The following is an 11,881-nucleotide window of genomic DNA, read 5'->3' on the forward strand; positions in this document are numbered from 1 at the left end:
CGGAGGGCGGGGATGGCCGGGAGGCGGCGCCCCGCGCAGGGGCCTCGTCGAAGACCGCCTCGGCCACATCCTCCGCGATGGCCAGGCCTTCCTCCTCGGCGCGTTCCCGGCGCCCCTCCTCGTCGGTCACCGGCCCTCTCGCGGACGCTCGTCCGGCCGAGCATCCCGCCCCGGCCGCGTCTTTCTCTCCCGTCGGTGTGCGCCCGGCCGCCGGAGGGGACGCGCACGCCCGTGAGCCGGCAGCCGAAGGCGTCGGACGCGCAGTCGGCGGCGTCTGCTGCGACTGCGGTGTGCGCGACGGCCGATCCGCGGTCTCTTCGCTGCCGGGCAGACGGCCCATGAGCGAGGACGACGTCTGCTCGATCGTGGACACCCGCGCGGCGATCCAATCCACCTTGTCGACGAGCAGGTTCAGACGGGCCATGACCTCGCGGTAGGACGGCGAGCCGTTCCAGGAAGGTCCGGGGGACGCATTCACGTGATCTCCTCGTTCGCATCGTCGTTGTGGCAGCCTATGCAATGATGCTAGGACGAAAGGATGCTTTTGTGAAGGCTGAAGGTCTCCCAGGGGAGAGGACGGCCCCGCCTGACCGAAGGACGGACCGTATTCTGGCTCCGGACTCCCGCCGGTTCCGGCTCTGCCTATGAGCCGGCGAGTCGTGCCGCCGTGGGCCTTCAGGCCTCGGCTGCGGCCCTTTCTTCGGCCCAGCGGCTCAGGTCCTGCCTCTCGATGGCGGCGGCCAGCAGGTCGGGGAAGGCGTCGGGCGTGCAGCCGAAGGCCGGCACTCCCATCGCCGCCAGGTCCGCGGCAGCCTTGCGGTTGTAGGACGGCACGCCGTCGTCGCTGAGGGCCAGCAGGGCGATCACCTGCACTCCGCTGGCGACCATCCGGGCGATGCGCGAGAGCATCGCCTCCGGCTTGGCGTCGTAGAGGTCGCTGACGAGGATGAAGATGGAGGAGCTCGGCCGGCCGATGCGCTGGGCGCAGTAGTCGATGGCCGGCGAGGTGTCGGTGCCTCCGCCCAACTGGGCGCCGAAGACGACGTCGACGGGGTCGGCCAGCCTCTCGGTCAGATCGGCGACGTCCGTGCTGTAGGCCACCAGGGTGGTGCTCAGAGAGCCGATGGTGGCCAGCACGCAAGCCAGGATGGAGGCGTAGACCACCGAAGTGGCCATGGAGCCCGACTGGTCGAGGCAGATGACCAGCTCGCGCTGGACGCCGAGCCGGCGCCGCCCGTAGCCGACGAGCCGCTCGGGCACCACGGTGCGGTGTTCGGGCAGGTAGTTCTTGAGGTTGGCGGCGATAGTCCGGTTCCAGTCGATGTCGGCCGGCCTGGGGCGGTCGGTGCGCGAAGCCCTGTTCAGCGCCCCGCGCACGGCCTGGTCGAGCCGGCCGGTCAGGCGCTCCTCCACGTCCCTGGCCGTCCGCGCCACCACCTTGCGGGCCGACTCCTTGGAGCTCTCCGGAATGACCTTGGACAGGGACGCCAGGGTAGCCACGAGGTGGATGTCGGGCTCGACGCTCTCCAGGATCTCAGGCTCCATCAGTAGGGAGCGCAGCCCGAGGCGTTCGATGGCGTCGGCCTGCATGACCTTGACCACCCGGTTGGGGAAGTAGGCGCGGATGTCGCCCAGCCACCTGGCCACGTCGGGGGAGGAGCCGCCCAGGCCGCCGCGGCGGCTCCGGCCGGTTCCGTCGTCGTAGAGGGCGGTCAGCGCCCGGTCCATGGCCTCCAGGCGCCCGGACAGCGGGACGCGCCGTTGAGGGGCGTCGGCCCCGAGCATGAGCCGCCAGCGCTGGTCGCGGTCGATCCGCTCGGCCCCGTCGTCTGGCGTCCCGGCGGCCGGCTTTCCGGCTCCGGCGGCCGCGTCGGCTGCATCGGCGCTCGCGGCCGTGTCCGCGGCTTCGCCTGCCGTTCCGTCCGCTCCCGCGCCGAGCTCCCCGCCGCGGGGGAGTTCGCTCGCGGCGTCCGTCGTGTGCGCCGGGTTCATCGTCTTCCTCCCAGGATCGCGCTGACGGTCTCGAGGACGGGCCCGGCGAAGTCGAAGTCCTCGTCTTCAGGTGCCGCTGCCTCGGGCCCGTCCGCTTCCGTTCTCCCCTCGGGTCCCCCTTCCGCTTCGCTCCGCCCGCTCTGCCCGGCGGTCCCGTCGCCCGGCCGCTCGGGGTCCTCCGGAAGATCGGCGACTCGGGCGGCGAGTTCCCGGCGTTCCGCCCGCGACCACGAGCCGAAGGCGCGGCGCAGGGCGGGGAGCGCGTCGACGAAGGCCTGAGACGGGATGCCGTCCGCCCAGCGGTCGATGACGCCCAACAGGCGGGGGTCGTGGATGAGCAGCAGGGCGTTGCCCGCCAGGAAGCCCTCGATCCACCCGGCCTGCTCGCCGGGATCGGTCGCCGAGGACAGTTCGCGGCTCAGCCGCCGGCTCGCCTGCTCGGCCGTGAGGATCCCGCCGTCCAGGAGCAGGCGCGTGATCCGCCCCGCCAGGAGGCCGGGCAGGCCGCGCCTGGCGAGTGCCGCGCGGAGGGCGTTCCGCCACAGCCGCACGGCGTCCTCGTCCAGCAGCGAGACGACGCTCTGGACCTCGTCGACGGCGTCCTTGAGCTCGACGGCGACGTCCTCGGCCACGCCGGCGGCCGCCGCGGGGAGCCCCGCGCACGCTCGGGCCAGGACGGCCCGAGCCACTCCGGCCAGGCTGTCGGCGTCGGTGCGCCGCACGTCGCCGTAACGGTGGGCACGGGCCAGGGCGGGAATGGAGGCCAGCAGATGCAGGACGTCGGCCTCCCGCGCGGCCCGATCGTCGAGAATGCGCAGGAGTTCGGGCAGGACGCCTTCCAGGCCGGCCATCAGGGCGGACTCCACGGCCCGCGTGACGTCGGCCAGCGTGTCCGTTCGGGTCAGCAGAGCGGCGCCCGCGGCGTCGACCACGGTGTTGCCGTGTCCGGCGGCCTCGACGACGCTCACCGAGTACTCGGGCCGCCATTCCAGGGTCCAGACTTCTTTGAAGGTGCCGGTGGAGCGGGCGCGGCGCTTGACGCCCCAGGGCACGCCGAGGATGGTCAGGCGCTCCAGCAGCTGCGCCTTGGCCAGGCCCGTGGGCGTGCGCAGGTCCACGGTGACGTCTTTGGGCGCCGCGCTGAAGGCGAGGCGCAGTCTTCTGGCGGTCCGGCGCAGGTCGGCGTCCAGGGGCACCATGGGCACGCCCTCGGGGACCTCGCCCAGCGCCCGGCCCACCACGACTTCGCGTGTGACCAGGTCGGCCCGCAGATCGCTGCCCTCGCACAGGACGGACAGGGTGGCTTCGTCGAGCTCGTCGAGGCCGGGCATCGGGCGTCCGCGCATGACGGCCAGAGCCTCGGCCAACCGTGCGGCCTCGATGATATGGGCCGAGGACACCGGCAGGTCGTGGTCGCGCAGGCTCTGAGCCACGCGGGTCAGCCAGCGGATGGCGGGGCGGTCCGGGGCGGTGAACAGGTGGTGGTACCAGCCCGGGGAGGCCACCCCAGCCCCGTAGCCGGTCGCCTGGGACAGGCGCTGGTGGGTCCAGGGCACCCACGTCAGGCTGGTCTTGGCCTTGGGCAGATTGGTCAGCAGGGCCGAGTCGGCGCTGATCGCGGGCGGCTTGCCGCTCAGCGCCGGTGCGTGCCAGGCCCCGCAGACCACGGCGATGCGCTCGTGGCCCTCCCTCACGGCCGATCGCAGGATGCGGCGCATGTAGGCCTCGCGGCGCAGGGTATGGGCGTCGGTCTCCGGTTCGGCTTCGCGCAGTAGCCCGATGCCTTCGTTCAGGGCGTCGAACGGGTCGCCGTCCAGGCGCAGTTCGACGGCGTCCTCCCACCAGGCCTCGGGATCGTCGTATCCGGCGACGCGGGCGAGTTCGGCGATCGGGTCGATGCGCCGGGCCTGCGTGGAGCCGGCCTCGGCCTCTCCCGCGCTTCCGGCCCCTTCCGGCTCGGCCGAACCCGTCTTGCCGCCTTCCGGCTCGGCCGAACCCGTTTCGGCTGCGTTCGGCCGGTTCCCTCCCGTCTGAGCCCCTCCCGGTTTCGCGCCCGCCTCGGGCTCGACGGCGGGTTCCGCGCCGCCCCGTTCCGTCTCCTGGGCTCCGTGGGCGAGGACGACGCCGGAGGGCATGTCCATGAAGCGGGCCTGCGCCCCGTGGTCGGCGGCCCAGCGCAGAGCCTGCCATTCCGGGGAGAAGACGGCGAAGGGCCAGGAGACCGACCGAGACGGCTCGTCGACCTGCCAGGCCATCAGCGCCACGGGCGGGACCATCTCCGCCGAGCCCGTCCAGCCGATGAGGCCGTCGGCGTCCGCCGGGCCCTCGACGAGGACGCAGTCGGGCCGATACTCCTCCAGGGCGGCGGCCAGGGCGCGGCTCGACCCGGGCCCGTGATGGCGTACGCCGAAGACCCTCACCGGCGGGCGCGTCCGGGCGGTTCCGGCGGCTCGGTCCGCTCGCTCCCCGGCGCCCGGGCCCGGCCGGCCCTTCCGCCCTCCGCCGCCGGCCGCGTCCGCGCACGCGACGGTCGCGGCCGAGCCCTCCCGTTCCCTCCGCCGCCCTGCGTCGGCCGGAGCGCCGTCGGCCAGCGCGGGCGAGGTCACTGGCCCACCTCGCGGCAAGCGCGGTAGAAGTCCGCCCAGTCGGGGCGTTCGCGCACCACCGTCTCCAGGTACTCCGACCACACGACCCTGTCCGAGACGGGGTCGGACACCACCGCCCCCAGGATCCCGGCGGCGACGTCGGAGGGGCGCAGAACGCCGTCGCCGAAGTGGGCGCTCATGGCCAGTCCGTTGGTGACCACGGAGATGGCCTCGGCGGTCGACAGGGTGGAGGAGGGCGACTTCAGGCTGGTGCGCCCGTCGCCGGTCACCCCCTCGCGCAGCTCGCGGAAGACGGTGACCACGCGCTGGATCTCCCCCAGCGCGCGGTCGGTTTCGGGCAGGCGGAGGGCGGCGCCCATGTCCTCCACCCGCCTGGCCACGATGGAGACCTCCTCTTCGGCGCTGGCCGGCAGGGGCAGGACGACGGTGTTGAACCGGCGCCGCAGGGCGGAGGAGAGGTCGTTGACGCCGCGGTCGCGGTCGTTGGCGGTGGCGATGACGTTGAATCCGCCGACGGCCTGGACCTCGGTGCCCAGCTCGGGCACGGGCAGGGTCTTCTCGCTGAGCACCGTGATCAGGGCGTCCTGGACGTCGGAGGGCATGCGGGTGAGCTCCTCGACGCGGGCGATGCGCCCCGATCCCATGGCCTCCATGACGGGGGAGGGGACCAGGGCCCGTTCGGAGGGCCCCTCGGCCAGGAGACGGGCGTAGTTCCATCCATAGCGCACGGCTTCCTCGGCCGTGCCCGCCGTGCCCTGCACCAGCAGGGTGGACGTTCCGCAGACGGCGGCCGCCAGGTGCTCGCTGACCCAGGACTTCGCGGTGCCCGGCAGGCCGATGAGCAGCAGGGCCCGATCGGTGGCCAGCGTGGCCACGGCGATCTCCATGAGCCGCCGATTGCCCACGTACTTGGGTGTGATGACGGTGCCGTCCGCCAGCGTCCCGCCCATGAGATAGGTGACCACGGCCCAGGGCGACAGCCGCCAGTTGGCCGGCCTGGCCCTTTCGTCGCACGCCTCCAGGGCGGACAGTTCGTCGGCGTAGCGCTGTTCGGCGTGGGGGCGAAGCAGAGTGGCGGTCATGTGGTCTCCTGATCGACGATGGTTAAGAAGGAAGCGCGAAGGGCCAAGCCTTTGACGGCGGCGTCGAGTCTGTGCGCCGACTGCCCCTCGACGGCGATGGAGTCCAGGGCGGCGAGCGCCTCCGGGACGGCTTCCGGGGCGCACGCCGTGGGCAGGGCGGCGAGCAGGCCTGACAGGTTGTGAAAGGCACGGGCCTGATGCGCGGACGCCGTCTGCGAGCGGCCGGTCGGCGCATGCCGGGCGATCGTGCGGGCGACGGCGAGGGACAGCCGGGGCGTCCAGGCTTCGGGCATGTGCCGGGCCATGTCCGAGATGCGCGGGGTGTCGCCGGATTCGAGGGCGTCGAGGATGATCTCCTCCCGTCGCCTCTCCTCCATCAGGGCGACCATCTCGACGTTCGTGGGATCCCTGGCGAACAGCTCGGCGGCCAGGGCCGCGTCGTGCCAGTTCCAGGCGGCGCGGCCGAGCGTCCACTCCAGATCCATCGGCTCGCCGTCGTAGGCGGCCTGCGCCTGGAGCATCTCGGAGGCCGTGATCCCGATGAGCCCCTTCCACCTTCCGGTCGGCACGCAGATCATGGCCTTCATCAGCCTGCCTGCGGTCGGCTCGAACTGCCTGGGAACGCCCAGGGAGGCGTCGAGCCTATACCGGGCGTCGATCTCGCCGGGCTCCAGGGGCGTGCAGGCGATCCGGGTCTGGCGCATGGGGCCCCTTTCGACCGTGACGTGCCTGCGCACCGCATCCTCCGCCTGCCGGACCAGCGCCGAGCCGTCCAGCCTGCAGAGCATGACCGTCGCGGCTTTGCGGACGTTCTCCTTGCTGTCCTCGAGCGCCTTCTCCAGCAGGGGCTCGTCGGCCGGGCTCAGCCCGGTGCCGATGGCCCAGACGAATTCCGCGCGGCGGTCGGCCGCCTGCTTCCTCAGCGTCTCCGGTGTGAGGAATTCGCGGCTGAGCCGGGGATCCTGGGCGCGCAGGCGCCGGTAGCAGAAGAGCCGCCCCAGGCAGTCGCCGTCGTCCCAGGCGTCCCGGTCGAACGGCCCGCCGCAGAGCGCGGCGCGGCGTGCGTACACGCCCCACTTCGGGTGGTCGGCGAGCGCGGCCGCCGCGCGTTCGTCCATGACGCCGAGGACGAGCTCGTCGTATCCCCGCCTGATGTGCCCGCCCAGCAGGGCGGCCGCCTGGCGCGGGGCCACGGCCATGCCTCGGTCGCGGACGAACCGCAGGACGGCGCACAGGAGGCTGTGCTGCCCGGCGTCGGCCATGAGCGTCGACAGGAGGCTGGACAGCCTGTCGGGAACCGGCTGGCGTGAGGAAGAGGGAAGGGTCACGGCCGTGGTTGCGGCCGATTCGATCCCGACACGGTGGACGAGCGCGTAGGCGGCGGCCGCGTCGAGGGCGAGGGCGGCGTCGCGGCCGGCCCCGCCCCGGGGGAGCGCGTCGCCGTCCGCTGGATGGCTCAGCGTCCGGGCGATCCGAGGCGGCAGCGCCTCCCTGTCGAGGGGACGGGCGCCCAGGCCCACGGTCGCCGAGCGGACGAGGGATTCGAAGGAGCTCACAGCCGCCTCACCCCTCCCGCCTCGACGAGCCCCAGGGGCACCAGGCCCCGAGCCGTCATCTCCCCGGCGACCGTGGGCTCGTCGGTGTCGACGCTCATCATGAGCAGGTCGCCGCCGTCGATGTCCGGCGGGCCGTCGTCCGGGCCGGGCGCATCCGCCAGGGGGATCATGCCGGTCTCGTCGGTCAGGGCGCAGCCGCGAGCGTCGGTTCTGCTCAAGCGGCCCCGGACGACGGCCGGGAAGGCTTCGATCCACGGGTCGCGGGCCACCGCGTCGCGCCACGCCTCACGGGCTCGACGGGCGGTGAGGACCGGCGGGTCCCAGTCAGTCAGCGGCGCGGCGCGCAAGTCGCCGTCGGGGAGGGCGACGCGGAGCTGGCCGCGTCCGGGATAGAAGTGGACGGTGGCCTCGACCTCGGTTCCCGGATGGGCGGGGCTGGACGCGCGCGCCGAACCCGTGGCGAAGGCGAGGAGGAGGGCCCAGCGGCCGCTGGACCGGCCGTGGAGCCACGTGCGCTGCGAAGTGAGCCTGCCCTCGACGACGACGCGGCTGGCGACCACCGCCCAGGTGTCGGCGACCCCCGGGGTTGCGAGCACGTCGTCGGCGCGCACGGTCAAGCCCAGATGGCTGCGGACGGTGGCCGCCAGATCCTCGGGGAGGCTGTCGCGGCGCTGCCAGGCGCGGACGAGCAGATGGAGCCCGCCGAATTCCTCCACAGTCCTCTCGATGCTCTCGGCCCCGCTCAGGGAACCGATCTCGCCGGCGATTCTCCGCAGACGGCCGGCCACGCCCGGGACTTGGGCGTCGACCATCCGGCCGGCGAGGTCCGTCAGCTGGCGCGGACGCCGATCGACGCCGTTGGCCAGGCCCTGGCGCAACTGGTCGGCGAGCCACAGGTCCAATTCCTCCAGTCCTTCGGACATGAGCTTGTCGCGGCGCTTCGCCCTCGCCGCGGCGCCGGCCGCCGTTCTGGCCTTCTGCTCCGGCGTGCGGGAGTGCGCGGCGGTCGTCGCTTTGGCGGCGGCTCGCCGGGCGCGTCCGGCCCGGGCGGCCGCCCACTCAGCGGCGAAGTCGGCGGGAGTCCCCTCTGCGACGTCGCCTCTGCTCCACAGGAACAGAAGGGCCACGGAGTGCTTGCATGGGAATTTGCGACTGGGGCATGTGCACTTGTACGCGGGTGCGGCGACGTCGATGGAGACCCTGTAGGGGTTCTTGCCCGAGCCTGTGCAGCTTCCCCACAGCAGCGTCCCCGCCGTCCCCGTGTCGCTCCACGGCCGGGGATCGGCGAGTTTGCGCGCCGCCCTGACCACTTGGGCGTCGGGGGCGGCGGAGACCACGTGATCCTCGCTCCACCGCTCGACCGTTGCACTCATGGGAAGAACTCTAACGGGGCGTCGGAGGCGATCGCTTCACAGGCGTTGGTGTCCACTACCCGAAAAGGGGAGGCCGCCTGGCCTCGGGTCCGGAGCCGCTGTGCGCCGACCGCTGAGCGTCCGGCGTCACGGCGTCGGGTACGGGGTGCCGGCTGCTTCCTTCTTCACCCACTGTTCCAGCTGGATCCGGGACTCCTCGTCCACGTACGGCGCCATGCGCGTGGCCTGCTCCAGAACGAAGCGGCGCTGCTCGGGGGTGTCGAGCCAGTCGCCGGTGGCGCCGGTCAGGTTGTAGACGCGGCCGTAGTGGGTTAAGGATTCGTAGAGCAGGTCCAGGATGGCCCGGTAATGGTTGGCCACGTATACTTCCCGGATTTCCGGTGCTATGTTCAAGCCTTTGGCGAGCAGGCGCTCCCGTCCCTCGTAAACTCCCAGGTCGCCGTAAATCGCGTTGGTGTCGAGCTCGTCGCTGCCGCCGAGCGTGACCGTGGGAGCTTCCTCGCGGATCCCGGGGCGGTAGAACCAATGGAACACATCGTGCTGATCGCCCGTGGTGCCTTCCGGACACTGCACATTCAGGGCGTAGATGCCGGTGATGTAGAGCTGGGGCGTGGTCCGGGGGATCTCGACCTGGTATGACGGCATGATCAGCAACTCACCACCCGCGTGGAGATGCTCAGGATGCTGCATGAACGTCCTCCTTCTTGAGTGGTGATGTATATGCGTAACATACCATGAACGCCGGTGATGCTACAAGTATAAACCTCAAGGAGTCGATTGTCCGCGAATATTGCCGCGGCGCCGACGCCCGGGAGGCTAAATACTTACGGTTGGGTAAGGTTGTGTGAGATGGCGTGTATTGTTTGTGTGGAATGGGAAGAGACGACAGGGCGGCGGGCTGGGGCCACGCGATCGGCTCATCGAATAGGGCTAACTTACCGCATGGGCCGGCCGCGATCGGCGCGTCGGCCTGGTGTCATCTCCCCGGTTCGATGGAACGGGGGACCGTTTCGATCCTCTCTCGGGCGACGCCGATGTCGTTTCCTCGGTTCGCGGAATCGGCCGGGCACAACGCTGCCTGCAATCCTCGCGGGGGGCGCGGTCCGTTCTCACTTCATTTGGGGGATACGCTTCCGCAATCCTCGCGGGGCGTCGTCTTCCCGATTCGCTCAATCGACCCCGGTGGGGTCGGAAGATTCGCCCAATCGACCCCGGTGGGGTCGGAAACTGCCAAGCGCGCAACGGCGGCTCAGAGGACTTCGTCGTCTCGGATTGCGCGGCTTTGGATCGCAATCGAGTTGAATGAGACGGCGGCGCCCGCTGCTGTGATCGCCCACGTGAGCCACGGCATTCCGTTCAGCGACACGGCAACCGCGTTGCCGAATAGGGCTATCGAGACCGGGGCGGTGATGATTGTTGAAATGATGGATTTGAGGCGTGCCCCAATAAAGCCGGAGATCAGTATGTCAGTGAGTTTAAGCGTCGGAGCGGTGGAAGGCGTGGTCAGTTCCTCTTCCGGAGCGCGAGATAGGCGGTGGTGTAGGCGAGAACGGTCCAGGCGGCGATGACGAGGCGATTCGTCAGTTGCGCGTCTCCGGCGCGGAAGGCGGCTTCCCGGACGAGGTCTCCGATCGGCGCGAACGGAAGGAATTGGTGCAGTGTGCTCGCCCACTCCGGAAGGCGCTCGGCTGGGAACGTAATCGGGGAGAACAGCAAGCCGCCGATCATGATGACCTGCGTCACCAGGGATGTGGCGGTGAGAGGCAGCCAGAAAGCGACGGCGTAGCCGATGCTGACGGTCGCGAACTGGACGCCGAGCACTACGGCGACGGTGACCGCGTCGACATGGATGTCGAGCCCGAATCGGAAGGCCGCGGCGAGCATGCCGACGGCGATGCCCGGCAGGGCGGCGAGGTTCCAGACGATCGCGTCTGCGAGGAGAATCGCCGAGCGGGCAACCGGGAGCGTTCGCTGGTAGTCGAGCAGGCCTTCCTGCTTCGAGGTGCCCGTGATCTGCGGGGCGAGGACGCAGCCGACCGCGATGATCCCTAGCGTCCAAGCACCGGAGGATAGATATCGTGCTGTCTCGGCGTCGACGTCGGGGATGAGGAGGGCGAGACCGTACACGATCGCCACCGCGAACAGCGCCTGGATTGCGGTGAAAGCCGGGAGGAGATACTTGTGGCGCAGTACGCTCCAACGCACGAGACCGGCCCAGCTGCGCAGCCACGCGAATCTGCGAGGTAAGCTGACAGGGCGAGGATGCGGAGCGTCAACGTTCGTCATCGGTGATCCCTTCGTACAACGACTCCAAGGAGGCCGGCGCGAGCGTGTAGCCGTCGACTTCCCCGGCATCGACCCGTTCGAGCACCCATGCCACAGCGTCAAGGATGTGGGTCGGTTCGAGGTCGAGTAGCAAGCGCCCGTCCTGATCGATCGGATGGACGCGAGCGGCGGGCGGAGTCGTCGTGATCTCGGCACCGGAGCGGACGGAGACGCTGAGGGTCGTCGTCCGCGCCTGCTGGGACAACTGGCGCGGGGTGCTGTCGATCAGCACGTTGCCGTTCTGCAGCACATAGCGGTCGGCGGTGCGTTGGATTTCAAGCAGGTTATGCGTGACGACGACAACGATGTGCCCCTCATCCGCGAGCCGGCGGAGGTGCCGCCAGATCAACGGACGTCGCACCGGGTCGACGTCGTTGGTCGGCTCGTCGATGAGCAGCACTGGCGGGGGTGCGATCACGGCCATCGCGTAGGAGGTCAGGCGGCGCAGCCCGCCGGAGAGCTTCTCGCCGCCGGTGCCCTGCCACTGGGCGATGTCGAGCTGATCGATCAGGGTGCTCGCCTCGCGGCGCGCGTTCGCACCGGAGAGCCCGCGTAGTCTGTCGATCGACGCGATCGCTTGCAGTGGCGTGACGCCTGTGAGTGGAGCATACATCTGCGGCATCATCGAGGCCACCCGTCGAGCCAGATCCGGTTTCGCCACAAGCGACGCCGTACCGTAGCGGATATCGCCCGAGGAAGGCTTCGTCGTGCCGATGATCTGATTGAGCAGCGTGGTCTTGCCCGCTCCGTTGTGCCCGATGAGCGCGATCAACTCGCCTGCTCGGAAGGTGAGGCTGATGGCTCGATTCGCCGCGGCGGCTCCTCGTCTATAGGTCTTCGTGACATCTTCCAGCGAGAGCGGCTCAGTAGACGGTATCGCACTCACCATATCCGAATACTAGCAGTATCTAAAAATGGGTCAATGGCTCGGATCGCGCCCGAAGGGG

At 70.6% G+C, this 11,881-nt stretch carries 9 protein-coding genes; all 9 read right to left on the minus strand.

All coding sequences use genetic code 11. From position 1 onward, the window contains the following. Nucleotides 1–478 (minus strand): hypothetical protein (locus HMPREF0043_RS10150; RefSeq protein ID WP_198010279.1); only part of this gene is annotated, 478 nt, incomplete at its 3' end. 197 nt (nucleotides 479–675) lie between these two features. After that, nucleotides 676–1,992, minus strand: coding sequence for a VWA domain-containing protein (locus HMPREF0043_RS04115; protein ID WP_021601623.1), 1,317 nt, complete (start codon nucleotides 1,990–1,992; stop codon nucleotides 676–678). Continuing rightward, entirely contained in the window at nucleotides 1,989–4,598 is a 2,610-nt protein-coding gene (locus tag HMPREF0043_RS11440; RefSeq protein ID WP_021601624.1) for a DUF5682 family protein, read from the minus strand. The genes HMPREF0043_RS04115 and HMPREF0043_RS11440 overlap by 4 nt, the downstream gene beginning before the upstream one ends. Beyond that, complete coding sequence (locus HMPREF0043_RS04125; protein WP_021601625.1) at nucleotides 4,595–5,680, minus strand: ATP-binding protein; 1,086 nt, start codon at nucleotides 5,678–5,680, stop codon at nucleotides 4,595–4,597. Before HMPREF0043_RS04125 ends, HMPREF0043_RS11440 begins: the two co-directional genes overlap by 4 nt. Continuing rightward, nucleotides 5,677–7,236, minus strand: coding sequence for a DUF5691 domain-containing protein (locus HMPREF0043_RS04130; RefSeq protein WP_021601626.1), 1,560 nt, complete (start codon nucleotides 7,234–7,236; stop codon nucleotides 5,677–5,679). Before HMPREF0043_RS04130 ends, HMPREF0043_RS04125 begins: the two co-directional genes overlap by 4 nt. Then, a complete protein-coding gene (locus HMPREF0043_RS04135) occupies nucleotides 7,233–8,609 on the minus strand; it encodes an SWIM zinc finger family protein (RefSeq protein ID WP_021601627.1) in 1,377 nt (458 codons plus the stop codon). The genes HMPREF0043_RS04130 and HMPREF0043_RS04135 overlap by 4 nt, the downstream gene beginning before the upstream one ends. Before the next feature lie 126 nt (nucleotides 8,610–8,735). Further along, nucleotides 8,736–9,299: a hypothetical protein gene (locus tag HMPREF0043_RS04140; RefSeq protein WP_021601628.1), complete on the minus strand. Its 564-nt coding sequence runs from the start codon at nucleotides 9,297–9,299 to the stop codon at nucleotides 8,736–8,738. Nucleotides 9,300–10,112: 813 nt separating this feature from the next. Further along, a complete protein-coding gene (locus tag HMPREF0043_RS04145) occupies nucleotides 10,113–10,895 on the minus strand; it encodes an ABC transporter permease (RefSeq protein ID WP_084432157.1) in 783 nt (260 codons plus the stop codon). Next, on the minus strand, nucleotides 10,882–11,823 hold the full coding sequence (locus HMPREF0043_RS04150) for an ATP-binding cassette domain-containing protein (protein WP_021601631.1): 942 nt from the start codon (nucleotides 11,821–11,823) through the stop codon (nucleotides 10,882–10,884). The genes HMPREF0043_RS04145 and HMPREF0043_RS04150 overlap by 14 nt, the downstream gene beginning before the upstream one ends. Nucleotides 11,824–11,881 lie beyond the last annotated feature (58 nt).

It is taken from the genome of Actinobaculum sp. oral taxon 183 str. F0552, assembly GCF_000466165.1.
GTDB lineage: Bacteria > Actinomycetota > Actinomycetes > Actinomycetales > Actinomycetaceae > Peptidiphaga.

Coding starts and splice junctions, on each gene's coding strand:
- HMPREF0043_RS04115 (WP_021601623.1), bottom strand. CDS start 1,992: ATGAACCCGGCGCACACGACGGACGCCGCGAGCGAACTCCCCCGCGGC.
- HMPREF0043_RS04125 (WP_021601625.1), bottom strand. CDS start 5,680: ATGACCGCCACTCTGCTTCGCCCCCACGCCGAACAGCGCTACGCCGAC.
- HMPREF0043_RS04140 (WP_021601628.1), bottom strand. CDS start 9,299: ATGCAGCATCCTGAGCATCTCCACGCGGGTGGTGAGTTGCTGATCATG.
- HMPREF0043_RS04135 (WP_021601627.1), bottom strand. CDS start 8,609: ATGAGTGCAACGGTCGAGCGGTGGAGCGAGGATCACGTGGTCTCCGCC.
- HMPREF0043_RS04145 (WP_084432157.1), bottom strand. CDS start 10,895: ATGACGAACGTTGACGCTCCGCATCCTCGCCCTGTCAGCTTACCTCGC.
- HMPREF0043_RS04150 (WP_021601631.1), bottom strand. CDS start 11,823: ATGGTGAGTGCGATACCGTCTACTGAGCCGCTCTCGCTGGAAGATGTC.